The sequence below is a fragment of the Flavobacterium sp. B114r genome (assembly GCF_056824125.1).
Map to the genome: position 1 here is coordinate 92,490 of NZ_CP124858.1, position 17,257 is coordinate 109,746.

Here is a 17,257-nt window from a genome sequence, read left to right on the forward strand (position 1 = left end):
CGATTAGGTTCTAATATTTGAGATAATTATTAACAGCAATCTTAGCTTTCAAATCAAACATTAAATTATATAAACCAAAGAAAGTACGATTCATATAGATAAAATGTTTTGAGCCACGATTTCCGTTCATTTTTTTGAGATTGGTATCGTTAGAGAAACGCTCTCCCAATTTGGCAATGCTCTCAAAGAAAGTTTCATCGGCAAAATCGAAGGTTTCGTTTTGGAAAGGTTTTGTAAAAAGTGATAGTAAATCATGAAACATTTCGGTAAAATATTCTATTTCGGCAGGTGAATCATCCGGGCGAAGAATTTCTAATTCGAATAATTTTTGATTGAAAAGTGCTTTATCTGTAATTACGTTTTTATTGATCAACTCAAAATATGGTACATAAAACTCTTCCGGAATTATTTTCATGCATCCAAAATCAAGTGCAATCAAATTGTTTTGATCGTCTACTAAAAAGTTCCCGGGATGCGGATCTGCATGTACTTTTCGTAATACGTGAATTTGATACATATAGAAATCCCAAAGTGCCTGACCTAATTTGTCGCCAACTGCTGCATCAGTATTTATAGCAGTAAATTCAGAAAGATGAATTCCGGTCATCCAATTCATTGTAATGATTTTCTCTGACGAAAACTCAGGATAATATCTCGGGAAAAGTAAATTTTCGATTTTACTACAAGCCTCAACTACTTCCTGACTTTGTTGTAATTCAAGCAAATAATTGGTTTCTTCTATCAGTTTATCTTCGACTTCTTTAAAATATTTATCAGAATCTTTTCCCTGAAGGTTAAACATTCTAATGGCGATAGGTTTTACTAAAGCTAAATCTGATGAAATGCTATTGGCAACACCGGGATATTGAATCTTAACGGCTAACTTTTTTCCGTCTTTTACTGCCAAATGTACCTGACCAATACTGGCTGCATTAACTGAATTTGCATTGAATTCGTCGAAGATTTCATAAGGCGTTTTTCCAAAATTGGTTTTGAAAGTCTTTAAAACCAATGGCGCTGAAAGTGGCGGAACTGAAAATTGCGACAAAGAGAATTTCTCTACATAGGCCTGCGGCAAAAAGTTCTTGTCCATGCTTAACATTTGGGCTACTTTTAACGCACTTCCTTTCAGGCTTTTTAGTCCGTCGTAAATATCTTCGGCGTTATTTTCATTAAGTTTATCGCGTGTCAAATCAGGATTAACCATTTTTTCGGCATAATGCTTTACGTAGTTTACTCCTATTTTGGCACCTGTTTGCACCAATTTACTGGCTCTTTCTATTTTTGATGTTGGTATATAATCGATTGTTTTCATTATTTGCTGTAGATTTTTTCTTTAAAAAGAAATTTACCTAAATCTATTAAATGATTTAAGGGCGCAACATTCATTAATTCAAATGAAGCATTAACTGATTTTTCGATAAAAATATCTGTTTTTTCAAAAGCTGCTGATTCATCATCAACCCAGAATTTGATCGTAAGCATTAATTGTAACCAAGCTGATTCCTGAATTCCTTTTTCCTGAAATTTTTGCAATTTTTCCTGTTCTAATCTGTAATCATCAGTCAGGATTTCTGAAACATATTCTTTAAAACTATTTCGAAGTGTAGTAAGCTGTACAAGATTCTTTAGCGGATTTCTGTCGAATTTTAACGATTGTAAAACATAACTTCTGTTGGCGGTTAAAATTTCGAAAAAAGTGAAATAAAAACTCAACATTTTGTTTTTCATATCATATTCTAAATATTCTGCGTTTTTGTTTAACAAATCGATTGTATTGGCAAAAAACAATCTGAATATTTCTTTTTCTAATCCTTCTAATGTTCCAAAAAAAGCATAAAATTCAGCTTCAGTAAAATCATTTTCTTTTGCAAAATGATATACCGATTTTGGCTTTTCTCCTTTTTCTAAAACTTCATTCATATATATTGAAACGATGTCTTCTTTACTGATTACCTTGCTTTTAGTTACCATTTTATTAAAGTTTTAAATTTGCATTAAAGGTAATCAATGTTTAATTATCTTTACTTATCGTTAAACAGAATATGATGTTAAATATATTATAAACTATTATGGCTAAAAATATCTTACTTACCGGAGGAACGGGATTTATAGGTCAGCATTTGACTGATTTGCTCATAGAAAATGGTTTTTCAGTATCTGTTTTAAGCCGTTCTGATCGAAAAAACACCTCATCTGTCACCTATTACAAATGGGATTTAACCCAAAATTATATTGATGAAGAAGCGATACTAAAGGCAGATTGTATTATTCATCTGGCAGGTGAAGGAATTGTAGAAAAAAGATGGACAGAAAAGCGCAAAAAAGACATTCTCGAAAGCCGCACAAAGCCCATTGATCTTATCTTTTCTATTCTTAAAAAAAACAATAAAATTTTAGATGCTTTTGTTTCAGCATCGGCAGTTGGAATTTATGGCGCTTATACGAATGAAACAATTTGTGAGGAGACGACGCAGCCGGCAAATGATTTTCTAGGCATAACGTGTCAGGAATGGGAAAAAGCTGTTGATAAAATTAATTCATTAGGTATTAGAACTGTAAAAGTAAGAACGGGAATTGTTTTAGGGAAAGATGAGGGTTTCCTTAAAAAAATTGTTCCCAGCTTTAAATCTGGCCTGGGCGTAATATTAGGTACAGGAAAACAATACATTCCCTGGATTCATATTGCAGATCTGTGCGAGATTTATTTAAAAGCAGTTGTTACTAATGAAATGCATGGTCCTTATAATGCCTGCATTACAGATGATACTACAAATGCTAGTTTATCTAAAACATTAGCCAATTTATTTGGATACAAAATTTGGCTTCCTAAAGCGCCCGCATTTATCCTTAAGATTGTTTTAGGCGAAATGAGTGCAGCTGTTTTAGAAGGACAAAGGGTTTCATCAGAAAAAATACAAAAAACCGGTTTTGTTTTTCAATTTACTGATCTGGAACGTGCGCTTGCAAGCTGCCTTACATAAAACTATTTTAGAGTCAGATACATTAAATCATCAGTATGAACGACTCCAATTAATTCTGTATTTGCAATTCTTGAAATCTTAGAAGCTATTTCATTGGGAATCTGAATATTAAAATCAGACACAGAAATTGGAAAATCAGATATAATCTGAATTCCATCGCCTACTTTTTTAATGAGAGCGTTTACAATTACTTCTTTCGATTTTCCGCGTAGTACAAGCTTTCCTTTAATCTGATATTCCTTTTCGATTTCATTGATATCTTTTAAATCAAATTTTTCAATTTTGCCTTTAAAGATGGCTTTGGGATAGCGGCGGCTTTCCATGTAGTTTTCGTTAAAATGTTCTTGCATCATATCTAACTTAAAACGAAACTCTTTTACAATAACAGTACAAATAAATGTACTTGTTCGTGGCTCTAAAATAATCGCAACCTGTCTGTTTACAGCTTTTATTTCTTCGAAAAATGGTACAGAAGCTTCAAAATTAATTGTTCCTGTAGTAGTAAAAAATTTATCCTGAGCAATAACAGAATACGCTGTAAATAGCAAAATAAATAAAGTAATTTTTTTCATAATCGTCAATATTTAAACAATTATGTCAATCGATTTTTTTATTTATAAGAAGAGAAAAAACTGGACTTAATTAAATTCGGGAAAAATCGAATGGCAATACTCCGTGAAAAACAGTAATCCAATCATTTATACTTAAAGTTACGTAATTTTATGCGATACGGTTGCCGATTTCTCCTAAATATTTGTGAAATGTTTTTTTTGTGTAAAAAGTGAAAATGTAGTTTGCAAAATGATTTTTTGTTTATAGAACATATCGTCTTGCTATTAAGAAATTTTTTAATGCTAATTAACTCTTTCTGCCTCAATAACTCTATCAGAATCTGCAATCTTGTCATCTCGACGCAGGAGAGATCACACAAAAAATTCGACAAAGGTTGGCGAATAGCTGAACGGAAATATTAGTGTGATCTCTCCTGCGTCGAGATGACAAACTTTGTGCTTACTTCTCTCTATTATTACTCATTCCTTAACTTAATGACATTGTGCTTTAGCTGGAGGCACTTATTATACGCAGGAAAAAGCCTTTAGCCAAATCACTTTTTTTAGACTAAAGCCTTTCATATTAATTCTGAATAAACCCCAGCTAAAGCTGGAGTTTATTCAAATAAAATTGTGATGACATTCCTCATACAAACTACAAAATTCTTTTCTGAAATAGCACCAATAATAAATATCTAACCCTGCACTTCTGTACAAATTTCGATTAAGAAACCATCCAGATCTCTGACATACGCCACAATTTGCCCCCATGGTTTTTGCGTTGGCTCTTTTACCAGTATTGCACCAAAAGAAGTTGCTTTCTGAACCAACTCTCCAACATTATCTGTAATAAAACCCAATTCGATTGCAAAAGGTTTATCTTCTAAATTACTTTCGATAAAACCGTCTTTCAAATTTTGTGCGGCTAGTTTTTTTGAAGCAAACGAAATTGTTGTTTCGCCAGTATTTAATTCTCCGTAATCATTTTCGGGAGTTACAAATTTTCTTGAAAAATCAAATGTATTCTCATAAAACCCAACAGACGCTTCTACATCTTGTACGTATAAAATTGTATATCCAAACTTTACCATTTTCCTTAATTTTAATTTGATGAATTATTCTAGCTAATTTCTAACAATACATTGTATTTAGCTAAACCTGCAAGATCTTCGATAGAGTTTACATTGGTTACTTTTTCATGTTCTTCGACCTCTTTTCGAAGTTCGATATGTTTGATTGCTTTTCTAAAACGACGAACTTCATCAAGATTAGATAAGATTAATCCGGGTACCGGAACACTTTTACCTTCCTTATCTTTAGCTACCATTGTAAAATAAGATGAATTGCAATGTTTGATCGCACCTGTCTGAATATTTTCGGCTTCGACACGAATACCTACAACCATTGAGCTTCGACCTACATAGTTAACAGAAGCTTTCATCGTTACTAATTCACCAACCTCAATTGGTTTTAAAAAATTAACCGTATCAACAGATGCTGTTACACAATAATTTCCTGAGAATTTTGATGCGGATGCAAAAGCAATCTGATCGAGTAATTGCAGAATATAACCTCCGTGGATTTTGCCACTAAAGTTAGTATGAGATGGCAGCATTAATTCAGAAATACTTATTTTCGAAGAAGAAACGGGTTTAAAATCTGCAGTCATATTTTTATTTTATAGGATAGGTTTATTTTTTTTAATCGGGGTAACTTAATTCAATAATTGATTTTCATCTTCAATTGAGGCTCTTGCGATAATATTTTCCGGAAGCGACTTTTTAGCCTTTGCTCCCATTTTTTTTAATTTTTCGACACTCGAAATCAAATTTCCTCTGCCATCAACGAGTTTGCTCATTGCACTTTCGTATTCTGTCTTAGTATCTTTTATCTTATTGCCAATTCTAACTAAATCAGTAACAAAACCTTCAAATTTATCGTATAATGCGCCGGCTTGTCTGGCAATTTCAAAAGCATTCTCTTGTTGTTTCTGATTGGTCCACATACTATCAATAGTTCGAAGTGTAGCCAGTAAAGTTGTTGGTGTAACAATTACAATATTGCGATCAAAAGCTTTATTGTACAGCGTTGGATCTTCGTTTAAGGCAATCGCAAAAGCGGGTTCAATAGGAATAAAAAGCAATACAAAATCCGGACTTTCTATTTGGTATAAGTCATGATAATTTTTGTTACCAAGTTGCTCGACGTGTCTTTTAATAGAATTTATATGTTCTTTTAAAAAATCAATTTTTAGGATTTCTGTTTCTTCGTTAATCCACCTTTCATATGCCACTAAAGAAACTTTCGAGTCGACAATCATTTTTTTACCATCAGGTAAATTAATTACGACATCAGGTAAAACTCTATTACCTTCGCTATTCGTAAAACTTTGCTGTACTTCGTATTCACGTCCTTTCTCTAAGCCTGATTTTTCTAAAACACGTTCCAGAACGAGTTCTCCCCAATTTCCCTGCATTTTACTATCGCCTTTTAAAGCTTTGGTCAGGTTTAAGGTTTCTTTGCTCATTTGAGCATTCATCTCGCTAAGCCCTATAATCTGCTGACGTAAAGCTGCATGGTAATCGATGCTTTCTTTATGTGTTTGTTCTACTTTTTTCTCGAAACCCTGAATTTTATCCTGCAAAGGCAGCAAGATATTTTTCATATTCTCACTATTCTGTTCTGTAAATTTGGCGGACTTTTCTTCGAGGATTTTATTGGCTAAATTTTCAAATTCTTTGGTGAATTTTTCCTGTAGTTCTGTGATCTCGTTTTTTTGTTCTTTATGACGTTCCCATAAATTTTCAAAATCTACTTCTTTTTTAGAAAGCTGAATGGCCAGACTATCTTTTTCTGTCCGGATACTCTCTTTTTCAACATTCGTTAACTGAAGTTGTTTTTCGAAATTATTTCTTTCTCTTTCAAATTGCTCTTTTTGCAATTGCATTTGATTTACGTTCGCTGTCAACCGTTCTTCTAAACCTACTTTATCAGATTGAAACCTAGCCGAAAACAGCAATTTACCTAAGTACACGCCTACGAATAAAGCGACAATAAAAGCTAATAAGCCGGGCAGAAAATCGAACATAATTACATTTGTTTTTAAAAAGTAAAAGTAAGCAATAATACGTAGTACTTAATTTTTAAAATTGAAATTTCATTAATTGGTGCTTATTCTGATTTTAATAAACATTGTGAAAATTAATCTTATTTAAAAAAACAAAAAAACTTTCCTTTTTAACGCAACCATTTCAAAAGATGACCATCTACAGTAATATAACCTAATTAAATTTATCATGAAAAAATTAATGTTAAGCTTATTTATAGCTTTTGGATTTAGTGGATGCTCTCTTAATAATGACGATATAAGAGTTGATTGTGGAGCAAGCGAAGAATCAGCTTTTACTAATACTCCTCTTTTATGTTCATACAGTGTCAATACTTATCCTACTGTTCCAACCTATATTTTAGTATCTTCTGATGAGAAACTAAAAACTTTCTTTACAAAGCGTGAAAGCACTTGTCCTAACTCAGGTGATCTTACAATTGATTTTACAAAAACCTACCTTGTTGGTCTTTTCTCAGGTCCTAAAAACACAACCGGATATGGTATAAAAATAACGAGTATCGTAGAAAATAAGTGCGAAATTTTAGTAAACTATTACGAAAAATCACCTCAACCGGGAGAGCCTATTACTGCAATAGTAAACTATCCTAGTGATTTTATCTTAATCCCAAAAACTACAAAAGCGATTCTTTTCAATAAAACGATAGAGAATCCGGACAACATTGTAATAGGAAGTTATTCTAACCAATGTGCTGGTGGTGATTGCCAGAAATTTTATCAGGTAAATGATTTCAATATTTTGAAGTTTTTAAATGTTGTACCTAATGGTTATGATTTTAATCAATATAAATATACGTCTACAACTAAAAAAGGAGAGTATGCATTGTTATTGAAAACTGTTCCTACAGAAATTTTAAATTTAAAAGGACAAACAAAAACTTATGGTACGCCGGATTCTGCTAACCAGGGAGGTACTTATTTTGAACTTCGTCAGGCAGGAACTTCTACTAAGATTTTTATTGATAATAATGATACTGCAGATCAGAGTGCTGAAATAAAAGCTTTCAAAAAAGTAATTCAGGACAAAATCGCAACTCAAAAATAATCGACTATGAAAAAGCAATTCTTATTATTTATTATGGTATGTTGTCTTTTTTCAACTGCTTATTCACTAGAGTCAACTACCATGAATTCCGGTTCTATTGTAAACACGTGGATCTGGCAAAAATCAATTGGAGGAAATAGCAATCCGTATACGGCAACTCCTAAAACCATAGGATTTACCAAGAAAGTAATATTTACTTCTGACGGAAGGGTAATTACCTACAAGAACAATGTAGAGATTAGAAATAGTACATATCAAATAGAAAAAGGCATTAGCTTTTTCGACCAGTCAGAACATGACTTAATTACTTTTGAAGGTAAGACTTACATCATAGAAAGTCTTGACAATCAAAACCTAACAATTGTAAGCAACAACCAGGACGCAGCCCGTACTATTTTTAAAAGATAGTTTTATAAGCTTATAAAAACTATTTTTGCAAAACCAAACAATACCACTTTTTGAAAGACGATTTAGAAAAATACATTCGGCTGTGCATAAAAAATGACAGAGAGGGACAACTGAAAATCTATCAGTTGTTCTCTCCTGTTTTATATGGTATATGCCTAAAGTATATGAAAAATGAAGATGATGCAAAGGATGTCTTTCAGGAAGCATTTGTCATTGTCTTTCAAAAAATAAGTCAATACAAATTTGAAGGAAGTTTTGAAGGATGGCTAAAACGTATTTTTATTAATAAACTAATCGAAACCTTAAATAAGAAGAAGAAAGAAAGTTTCTTTCTGGATGTTTTTGATGCTGATACTGATTTTGTAGAAGAGGAAGAATTAGACGTTCCTCCTATTGAACAAGACAAGTTATTAGAATACATCAGGGATTTACCTGATCAGTACAGGACTGTTTTTAACTTGTATGTTTTTGAAAAAATGAAGCATCGGGAAATTGCAGTATTATTAAAAATCTCAGAAGGAACATCCAAATCAAATTTAAATAGAGCCAAACACATATTGCAAAAAAGAATATTGAGCATAAAAAATTTTAAAATAGCATGAAAAAGCAAAATATAGAAGATATTTTTTCATCGATGGAAGACTTTTCAAGTGTTCCGCCTCCTGAATTATGGGGCGAAATTGAGAAAAAATTAGACAAACCTAAAAAGAAGAAAAGAGTTATTCTTTGGTGGTCGGCTGCAGCGTGCTTATTATTAGGCCTGCTACTCCCTTCTGTTTTACATTTTACTTCGAATTCAGGGATCAAAACTATAAATAATGGTTCTACAGAAAACAATAGTGTTGTTCTTGACGAGAAAAAAAATGAATTAAATACAAAAACACTTCCGACTCAGGAAACGGATTCCGGGCAAATACCGCATACAAAAGAATCAATTGCGAATGAGAATGTACCACCTTTAAAAAGCAATGAAAAGCAATTTGATAATTCTCAAAAGGTTCAAAGCAATAAAACGACAGTTGCACATTCTGACACAAAAAACAATAATAATTCTGATATTACAAATCTAAAATCAAATACTGCAAAATCAAATATTAATAAGCCTGTAACAGAAAAAACACAAGTTGCTGCTACAGAAAAGGTATCTGTTTCAGATCAAAAAAACGGATTTAATACAGGTTCACAAATTCAAATTGCGAATACCGATAAAAAAACTGCAAGTAAAACATTACCTGAAAAAGCATTTATTACAAGTAAATCAAACAGTTTTAATACAAGCTCTGCTAAACAAGTTGCCAATGCTGACAAAAAAGCTTCAGACAAAATTTTAGCCGAAAAAACTTTTGCTGTTGGCAATGTAAATCCATTTAATTCTACTTCAAAAAATCAAATATCGAAATCTGTTTTTGAAGACAAACAAATTTCAAAAAACAATAACAACATCGCTTTAAATGGTGCGAATTTAAACAGTACTCAAAGAACTATCATGGAGAATAAAGCAAAAGAAAATAGTTCAGGCTTAATATCTGAGAAGCAAATAGCGAACAATCAGAAAAGCAATTCAAAATTTAATAATGTTTTGAGCAAACAGGATTCTGTACAATTAGCAGAACTTCAAAACTTAGAAAAAGGCATTGTTACTAATGATGATAAAAAAGAAACAGATAAAAAACCTCTTTCGAATGCCGAAAAATGGGCTGTCGAAGTTTTTGCCGGAGTGGCAAATTCTGAAAATTATAAAAATGACAAAACTCTTGGCAATGCAAATGATTCTAAACAAAGTAACTCTTATGGAGTAAAAACTAAATACAAAATCACTAAGAAATGGGCGGTTGCTTCTGGTTTAAAAATAAATGAATTGGGTCAGAGCGTTGCGAATGTTTCGTACTTAAACGCTAAAAACAATACTTTTTTTAGCTCCAGCGATTACTTTAATCAAAAAGCTACGGCAGATGCAGCACCACATATTAGTACTAATGATAGTTATGTATTTGTTCCCAACACAACTTCTGATGCGTTGAAACAAAATGGTATTCAAAGCAATAATATGCAAACAGGAAATTTAGATCAAAACTTACGATATTTAGAAATGCCTTTAGAAGTTTCGTATGCTATTTTTAGCAGAAACAAGGCTAGTATTAATTTAAATACTGGTGGTTTTATTGGGAAATTAATTTCTAACAATGTGGCTTTAGACGGAAGTTCTATTGGTGAGAATGTAAATGCTAATGATTTTGTGTATGGATCTACGTTGAGCAGTACAATACAATACAGGGTGTACAAAAAAACAAATGTTTTTGTTGAACCTGCGATGAATTATTATGTAAATCCTTTAAGCAATCAATCTTTTAATCAGTTTCAGTGGGGATTGAATTTTGGATTGAATGTATCTTTTTAAAGTTCTTTTTGTCCTAATTTTACAACAACCTAAAAGAGCTTCTTAAATGACAACCAGAAATAACTGGACTATTCCGGAATCATTGCCTAAAGATTTAATTATCGCCAAAGACGTGATTTATGATTGTTGTGATTATGAAGTTTCTCAGCCGAAACCGGAAGCTGAAAGTGCTGATTATGATGCTTACACTTTTTATTTGAACGGAAAGCACATTTGTTACAGAATGTCTAAAATAACTCCAACAAAAACGGGACAGTTTGTAACGTTGTGGAAGCGGAATAAAACTGGAATCATCGAACCTTTTGATTTTTCAGATGCAATAGATTTTGTAATTATCAGTGTTCGTAAGGATGATTTATTTGGACAATTCATTTTTCCTAAAAGCATTTTACTGGAAAAAGGGATTTTTTCGACAGCAACTAAAGAAGGCAAAAGAGCGACAAGGGTTTATCCACCTTGGGATGAGACAACCAGTAAACAAGCACAAAAAACACAACAATGGCAATTGGATTATTTTTATACAATAAATCCGGATCCGGATTTAAATAAATTCAAAGTTCTATTTTAAACGTAAACAAGGCTATCTCAAAATCGAGATAGCCTTGTTTAGTTAATATAAGAAAAAATGCTAAATTGCTGTATAACCACCATCGGCAATGATATAACTTCCGGTTGTAAACGATAACTTTTCGGAACTTAAAAAAACAACCAGCTCTGCAATTTCCTCAGCGGTTCCCAAACGATTCATTGGCGCTTTTGCCGCGATGGCTTTCATAGCATCATTATTTAAATGATCTTTTAACAACGCAGTTTCAATATAACCTGGCCCAACAGCATTACAACGAATGTTTTTTAAAGCATATTCGACTGCTATATTTTTAGTTAAACCTACTACTCCATGTTTTGATGCTGTATAAGCGGGACTAAGAGGAGCTGCAACCTGCCCGTGAATCGATGCAATGTTTACAATACTTCCTCCACCATTTTTTTCCATTTGCTCTAATTGATATCGGCAGGCATAAAAAACACCGCTTAAATTCAAGGCAATTACTTTATCCCAGTCTTCCGGTTCATATTCTCCTGTTGGTTTCGCCGGTCCGCCCATTCCTGCATTATTACAAGAAATGTCAAGTCGGCCATATTTAGAAACAGTTACTTCAACCATATGTTTATTGTCGCTTGCACTCGATGAATCTCCTTTTACAAAAAAAGCTTCTCCACCTTTATCCTTTATCGTTTTTACGGTTGCTTCACCATGTTCTACATTAATATCTGAAAGTACTACTTTTGCTCCTTCTCGAGCGTATGCTTCTGCTACTGCACGTCCAATTCCTGAACCTCCACCTGATACAAAAGCTACCTTGTTTTCTAAAAGTGCCATCTTTAATTTATTTAAAATTTGTACTACAATTTACGAAGATATTGACAGACAATCTTTCTAAATATTAAGTTTAGAATAACATTAACGCCATTTGCCAATCAAATGTTATTTCAAAGAAAAATGCTCGAAATCAGCAAAATATTCACTATTTAAAGAATAACCTTACTCCTCATCTAATTTCATATTTCCTCTGTCTTTATGACTTTCAGGATTAGAATTTGGGTAACGATTTGGTGTAACATCTGAGTTTCTGTCTTTGTTCTCTACCGTTTTTTTTACTTCTTCATCTGTCGAAACTCCACGGTTTGCATTTGCACTATTTGTACTCTTCTTATCTGGAACTTCTTTTATTTCTTCATTTACATCTCTGGCTCTTTCTACAACTTCTTTATTACCATCCTCATCTGTGACGACCTCTTTTTTTAGTTTCGATTTATCTACTTCTGTATCGTGAGAAATATTTTTTCCTTTAGATTCATCTATATTTTTTTGTACGCCATTTATCTTTTTTGATCCTAAATTATTAGTTTCCATAATTCTGTATTTTAGTGTTAGTCTTATAATATTACGAATTCTTAAGCTCAAAACTAAGTCCTTTAACATTGCTTTTAGTTTATTTTAAACTTTATATTTCAAACCTCAAAACCAATAACAATATCATTTTCAAAACATTGACCTGATAAAATTGTAGATTAACATTCAAAATCATACATTTATATATCCTTATACGATTTAAATAAGAGCTATATTTATAAACAACTTTTAAGGTATAAATCACTTATTATGAACTTTTTTAAAATCAAAACAAATTGGTCAAATGCTGAATTTACTATCATAAAATTATGCATTGCATCTGCTTATCTTTTAATTGGAAGCTACTTTCATAATTTCATCAAAGATTATTATGCTCCTTTATTAATAGTTTTTGGTATAACCTTAATTTGGTTTGTGTATTTATGGCTGAAGAAAATGAAAGCAAGAAATCAGTAACAGATACAATAATTATTTTACTCCGTTTATATTCTTCTTTAATTACAGCCGAAACAAAACTATCTTTGCAGTCAAAAAATACAGCATGCATAAACATTTCATTCTTTTTAAACCTTATGGCTATCTGAGCCAATTTATCTATGAATTAAAAAGAAAGAAAAAGCTTTTGGGAGAATTACATGATTTCCCCGAAGGTACAATGGCTATTGGCAGACTTGACGAAGATTCTGAAGGATTGCTCCTGCTAACAACTGACGGAAAAGTAAGCGAGCAGGTGCGAAGCAAAAAAGTTGACAAGGAATATTATGTTCAGGTTGATGGCATTATTACTCCCGAAGCTATCGAAGAACTGCAAAAAGGTGTTGAAATAGGTTTCGATGGTGGAAAATACAAAACGAAACCTTGCTCTGCTTTTATCGTTACCGAAATTCCGGATTTTGGTCCAAGAGCTAAAAAGATACGGGACGAACGCCACGGACCAACTACTTGGGCATCGATAACCGTTAATGAAGGTAAGTTTCGTCAGGTTCGAAAAATGACTGCCGCGGTTGGTTTTCCTACTTTGAGATTGGTTCGTGTTCGAATAGGAAATGTATATTTACAAAACTTAAAAGCAGGAGAAGTTCTGGAAGTGACGGATTTTAAATTAGAAAAATAATTAGATAATGTGTCAATTTGAAAATTACATAATTCTCAAATTAATCGAATAAACAAATAAACGATAATGCTAAACGTTGTTCTTGTAGAACCTGAAATACCAAATAACACTGGAAATATTGGACGATTGTGTGTGGGTACAGAAAGTAGATTACACTTAATTCATCCTTTTGGATTTGTAATTAATGATAAAAACCTAAAACGCTCCGGTTTGGATTATTGGGTACATCTTGATGTTACCGAATATCAAAATATTGAAGAATGGATTCAGCAGATTCCGGATCAGTCTCGTGTTTTCCTGATGAGTTCTCATGCCGAAAAATCTTATCTTGAAACAGATTTTCAGGATGGCGACTGGTTGGTTTTCGGAAAAGAAAGTATAGGTCTAAGTCAGGAAGTTTTAGCCCGTTTTGAAAATCATTTAACGATTCCGATGTCGAAATTAATCCGCAGTTTTAATATTGCCAATTCTGTGGCTTTTGTGCTTGGAGAAGCTAAGAGACAGATTGGTTTGAAGAAATAATATGGAGAAAGAAATTACAGTTGATGAAGCATTGCAAAAAGGAAGGACAAAACTTGTTCACCTCCCCATGCTTGTCACTTTTGCAATCATCATTTCAAGTATTGTTTTAAGCGTTAACGAAATAGTTTCAAGTTGGATTATTCTAATAGGTTTTTTGGCCGGTTTTATATGTGGATGGCTAACGTGGAGCTATTTTGTCAATAAATGGAAAGTCTGGGCATTTGAAAATGTCCGAAATGTTCGTGAATTAAAACGAAAAGCAATTGAGCAAAAATTAATTTGGAAGAGCGACAGTTGGTTTGAAAAAACAGAATTTAAAAGTTTCGAACAAAAAACAAAACTAAAAGCACTGGAAAAAAAATTTCTTGAAAAAGATATCTACGAAGATGATATTACGATCCCAAAAGAAACTTTAATTTATTATTCGAAAACTTCACTGGTATTTTTATTAATCATAAGCTTAGGTATGACTTCTCTTGGGATATATTTTGTTTTAGAGAAAGATTATATCATGTCCTTTCTTATCCTGATTGGTTTATTTCTTGGCTACAATCAAATTAAAAAACTAAGAGATAATGATCCTCAAATCATAATTAATGATAGAGGTATTAAATTGAAAAGCGAAAAAATAGTTTCCTGGAATAAAATCCATGACGAAAGGGTGTTTACACAAAAAGGCGGGAGAAATTCTACAAATTATCTGGCATTTAATGATCAAATGATTGATATCGACGAGTTAACTGTAAAATTTGATGAGTTGGATAAAATGCTAAAAGTTTACAGAGTACGCTTTGAGAACAATAATTAAGTAATTACAAACTTTCCTTTCTCAGCATCAAAAATAATATGTTCGTCTTTGAATAAAGTAGCAAAACTTCCTTTTGAAATCAAATGACAAGGTTCGTCCTGAACAATTAATTCCGGCGTCATAATAATCATTTCATCACTTAACTGAATCGCCAGATCAATATCATGTGTAGAAAATAAAATACACTTTTGGGTTTCCTGCGTGAGCTTTTTCAGCAATTTAAATAACGAAACTTTGTGCAGTAAATCGAGATGTGTTGTGGGTTCGTCCAGAATAATTAGCGGAGTATCTTGCGCCAAAGCTCTTGCGATTAAGACCTTTTGCAATTGTCCGTCGCTGATTTCATAATGTTTTTTCTGAGCCAAATGCTCGATTTGTGTTAGTTCTAATGCCTCCTGAATTTTCTCAATATCAATTTGGGTTAATGTGTCAATCCAGTTTGTATAAGGCTGACGTCCCAAAGCCACTACTTCAAACACGGAAAGATTGCTTGGCGGTAATTTTTCGGTTAAAACCAAACTTAAGTTTTGTGCTAAATCTAAAGGTTTATAGGTATTTACATCTCTATCGTTCAGCAAAACATTTCCGGATAAAGGCTGCTGAATTCCGGTAATAGTTCGTAACAAAGTCGATTTCCCTATTCCGTTCGCTCCAATTAATGAAATTAGTTTTCCTGAAGTTAAATTCAAATTTAAATTTTCGGCAATAGTCACGGTTGCTTTCTTGGACTTATAGCCAATGCTTAAATTTGAGGTTTTTAGAATAGTTTTCATTGTGGATTATTTTTTAAACACATAGAAACATAGATTTAGTTTTATTATAAAAAAGGAATTTAAAATTTACTCATAAATTAAACATAGTTAGCGCCCTAATATTTTGGGAGTAATCTGAAATATTCATTTACAAATGTTTTTTGACCTTCTTTAAAAATATTAAAACAATTAAAGTTAATTATAATTCCTTTTGGAGCTTTCAAAAGCTTCATGTAAGTAAGAAGTTGAGCTTGATGCACTGCATTTATTTCAGAAACTGTTTTCAATTCTACTACCAAACAATTTTCGACAAATAGATCACATCTAAAATCTGCAACTAGTTCTTTCTCTTTATATAATATTGGGACTTTCATCTCTGTGAAAAAATTTAATTTTCTTTGTAAAAGTTCTTCTCTCAAGCATTGATGATAAACACTTTCAAGTAATCCTTTCCCTATTATTTTATGAACTTCAATAGAAGCACCTAAAACTTCATAAGTTAATTCGTCTAAATATTTTTGAGTAATCATTAATTTTTTAATTGAAATAAAAACTATGTTTCTATGTGTTTAAAAACTAAGATACTATTTATTACTGTAAGTTTTTACTGAAAATTTCTTTTTCGCATTAACAACCAAACCACAACTGGCGCTCCAATTATAGATGTTATGGCATTAATAGGCAATGTGGTATCTAATCCCGGTAATTGAGACGCTATATCACAAAACAACATAATGATTCCACCATAAAAAAACGTACTCCAATATAAAACGGAATGATTACTCGTCTGGAAAGTCAGCTTTGCAATGTGTGGAACCGCCAACCCTATAAAAGCTATCGGACCCGCAAAAGCTGTAACACTTCCGGCTAGAATACTTGTTGCAAATATGATGGTTAGTCTCGCTTTTTTGTAATTCAATCCCATGCTTTTAGCATAATTCTCACCTAAAAGCAATGCATTTAGAGGTTTGATGCTACTTGCGCTTAAGAGCAACCCCAAACCAATGCAAACTGATAGTACGGTAATGGATGTCCAGGAAAGATTTCCAAGACTTCCTAAAGACCAAAATGTAAATTTTTGTAATTGTTCTGCTGAACTAAAATAAGTTAAAACGCCAACAATAGCACTGGTAAAACTACCAAACATAAGTCCTACAATTAAAATTGCCATTGTATTTCGTAAGCGTTGTGCGACTAATAAAACCAGCAATAAAACTGAAATGCTTCCTAACGTAGAAGCCAATACAATTCCGTACGGTGATAATAAAACTGAATTCAGAAACGGTGGCAATAACCCTGCTCCCAAAATTACAACTGCCACTGCTAAAATTGCTCCTGAACTTAATCCCAAAACATCTGGACCTGCCAGCGGATTTCTAAATAAGGTCTGCATAAGCAAACCGCTTATCGATAATCCTACACCCACTAACATAGCAGTAATTGCTTTGGGCAAACGATAATTAATAATAATATATTCCCAAGTCGATTTGCTTGCCTGACCTCCGGTTAAGCTCGTATAAACCTCTTCGAATGGGATGGTAACGGATCCTAAACTAATGTCCAGAAAAAACATAAATAAAAGGGCAAGACCAAGTACCGAAAACAGGATTATATTTCGCTTTTTATTAATCAA

21 protein-coding genes are annotated in these 17,257 nt (G+C 32.6%); 10 read left to right on the forward strand and 11 right to left on the reverse strand.

All coding sequences use genetic code 11. From position 1 onward, the window contains the following. Positions 1–10 precede the first annotated feature (10 nt). Together QLQ94_RS00445 and QLQ94_RS00450 are read right to left on the reverse strand one after the other, a co-directional pair. A complete protein-coding gene (locus QLQ94_RS00445) occupies positions 11–1,315 on the reverse strand; it encodes an ABC1 kinase family protein (RefSeq protein WP_271335172.1) in 1,305 nt (434 codons plus the stop codon). Then, positions 1,315–1,974: a TetR family transcriptional regulator C-terminal domain-containing protein gene (locus QLQ94_RS00450; protein WP_271335173.1), complete on the reverse strand. Its 660-nt coding sequence runs from the start codon at positions 1,972–1,974 to the stop codon at positions 1,315–1,317. The genes QLQ94_RS00445 and QLQ94_RS00450 overlap by 1 nt, the downstream gene beginning before the upstream one ends. A 98-nt stretch (positions 1,975–2,072) precedes the next feature. On the opposite strand from QLQ94_RS00450, the gene QLQ94_RS00455 reads away from it, so the two are divergent. Next, complete coding sequence (locus QLQ94_RS00455; RefSeq protein WP_427402059.1) at positions 2,073–2,984, forward strand: TIGR01777 family oxidoreductase; 912 nt, start codon at positions 2,073–2,075, stop codon at positions 2,982–2,984. Positions 2,985–2,986: 2 nt separating this feature from the next. Here QLQ94_RS00455 and QLQ94_RS00460 read toward each other — a convergent pair whose 3' ends face one another. The 4 genes from QLQ94_RS00460 to QLQ94_RS00475 all read right to left on the reverse strand — a co-directional run bounded on the left by QLQ94_RS00460 (position 2,987) and on the right by QLQ94_RS00475 (position 6,623). Beyond that, on the reverse strand, positions 2,987–3,556 hold the full coding sequence (locus QLQ94_RS00460; RefSeq protein WP_271335175.1) for a YceI family protein: 570 nt from the start codon (positions 3,554–3,556) through the stop codon (positions 2,987–2,989). Positions 3,557–4,230: 674 nt separating this feature from the next. Next, positions 4,231–4,626: a VOC family protein gene (locus QLQ94_RS00465; RefSeq protein WP_271335176.1), complete on the reverse strand. Its 396-nt coding sequence runs from the start codon at positions 4,624–4,626 to the stop codon at positions 4,231–4,233. 29 nt (positions 4,627–4,655) lie between these two features. Next, positions 4,656–5,204, reverse strand: coding sequence for an acyl-CoA thioesterase (locus QLQ94_RS00470; protein WP_271335177.1), 549 nt, complete (start codon positions 5,202–5,204; stop codon positions 4,656–4,658). Between the two features lie 45 nt (positions 5,205–5,249). Further along, positions 5,250–6,623, reverse strand: coding sequence for a DNA recombination protein RmuC (locus QLQ94_RS00475; RefSeq protein ID WP_427402058.1), 1,374 nt, complete (start codon positions 6,621–6,623; stop codon positions 5,250–5,252). Between the two features lie 208 nt (positions 6,624–6,831). Between QLQ94_RS00475 and QLQ94_RS00480 the strand changes: the two genes are divergently transcribed. The 5 genes from QLQ94_RS00480 (at position 6,832) to QLQ94_RS00500 (ending at position 11,081) form a co-directional block, all read left to right on the forward strand. After that, entirely contained in the window at positions 6,832–7,707 is an 876-nt protein-coding gene (locus QLQ94_RS00480; protein WP_271335179.1) for a protease complex subunit PrcB family protein, read from the forward strand. A 6-nt stretch (positions 7,708–7,713) separates the two neighbouring features. Then, complete coding sequence (locus QLQ94_RS00485; RefSeq protein WP_271335180.1) at positions 7,714–8,115, forward strand: hypothetical protein; 402 nt, start codon at positions 7,714–7,716, stop codon at positions 8,113–8,115. Positions 8,116–8,240: 125 nt separating this feature from the next. Further along, on the forward strand, positions 8,241–8,717 hold the full coding sequence (locus tag QLQ94_RS00490) for an RNA polymerase sigma factor (RefSeq protein ID WP_271335280.1): 477 nt from the start codon (positions 8,241–8,243) through the stop codon (positions 8,715–8,717). Continuing rightward, the gene (locus tag QLQ94_RS00495) at positions 8,714–10,513 is read left to right on the forward strand and encodes a hypothetical protein (RefSeq protein WP_271335181.1); all 1,800 of its coding nucleotides are present in this window, start codon (positions 8,714–8,716) and stop codon (positions 10,511–10,513) included. The genes QLQ94_RS00490 and QLQ94_RS00495 overlap by 4 nt, the downstream gene beginning before the upstream one ends. A 46-nt stretch (positions 10,514–10,559) precedes the next feature. Further along, a complete protein-coding gene (locus tag QLQ94_RS00500) occupies positions 10,560–11,081 on the forward strand; it encodes a MepB family protein (RefSeq protein ID WP_271335182.1) in 522 nt (173 codons plus the stop codon). Positions 11,082–11,141: 60 nt separating this feature from the next. On the opposite strand, the gene QLQ94_RS00505 is transcribed toward QLQ94_RS00500, so the two are convergent. Together QLQ94_RS00505 and QLQ94_RS00510 are read right to left on the reverse strand one after the other, a co-directional pair. Continuing rightward, the gene (locus QLQ94_RS00505; RefSeq protein ID WP_482498822.1) at positions 11,142–11,894 is read right to left on the reverse strand and encodes an SDR family NAD(P)-dependent oxidoreductase; all 753 of its coding nucleotides are present in this window, start codon (positions 11,892–11,894) and stop codon (positions 11,142–11,144) included. Between the two features lie 162 nt (positions 11,895–12,056). Beyond that, on the reverse strand, positions 12,057–12,428 hold the full coding sequence (locus QLQ94_RS00510; protein WP_271335184.1) for a hypothetical protein: 372 nt from the start codon (positions 12,426–12,428) through the stop codon (positions 12,057–12,059). A 249-nt stretch (positions 12,429–12,677) separates the two neighbouring features. Here QLQ94_RS00510 and QLQ94_RS00515 point away from each other — a divergent pair, with 249 nt between their 5' ends. From QLQ94_RS00515 to QLQ94_RS00530, 4 genes are all read left to right on the forward strand, one after another. Further along, the gene (locus QLQ94_RS00515; RefSeq protein WP_271335185.1) at positions 12,678–12,884 is read left to right on the forward strand and encodes a hypothetical protein; all 207 of its coding nucleotides are present in this window, start codon (positions 12,678–12,680) and stop codon (positions 12,882–12,884) included. An 85-nt stretch (positions 12,885–12,969) separates the two neighbouring features. Then, entirely contained in the window at positions 12,970–13,542 is a 573-nt protein-coding gene (locus QLQ94_RS00520) for a pseudouridine synthase (protein ID WP_271335186.1), read from the forward strand. Between the two features lie 66 nt (positions 13,543–13,608). Continuing rightward, a complete protein-coding gene (locus tag QLQ94_RS00525) occupies positions 13,609–14,064 on the forward strand; it encodes a tRNA (cytidine(34)-2'-O)-methyltransferase (protein ID WP_427402052.1) in 456 nt (151 codons plus the stop codon). Position 14,065: 1 nt separating this feature from the next. Further along, the gene (locus QLQ94_RS00530) at positions 14,066–14,872 is read left to right on the forward strand and encodes a LapA family protein (RefSeq protein ID WP_427402051.1); all 807 of its coding nucleotides are present in this window, start codon (positions 14,066–14,068) and stop codon (positions 14,870–14,872) included. Here the strand turns inward: QLQ94_RS00530 and QLQ94_RS00535 are convergent. From QLQ94_RS00535 to QLQ94_RS00545, 3 genes are all read right to left on the reverse strand, one after another. Further along, on the reverse strand, positions 14,869–15,645 hold the full coding sequence (locus QLQ94_RS00535; protein WP_482498824.1) for an ABC transporter ATP-binding protein: 777 nt from the start codon (positions 15,643–15,645) through the stop codon (positions 14,869–14,871). The genes QLQ94_RS00530 and QLQ94_RS00535 overlap by 4 nt on opposite strands. 95 nt (positions 15,646–15,740) lie before the next feature. After that, a complete protein-coding gene (locus QLQ94_RS00540; protein ID WP_427402049.1) occupies positions 15,741–16,154 on the reverse strand; it encodes a GxxExxY protein in 414 nt (137 codons plus the stop codon). Between the two features lie 74 nt (positions 16,155–16,228). Then, complete coding sequence (locus QLQ94_RS00545; RefSeq protein WP_427402048.1) at positions 16,229–17,257, reverse strand: iron chelate uptake ABC transporter family permease subunit; 1,029 nt, start codon at positions 17,255–17,257, stop codon at positions 16,229–16,231.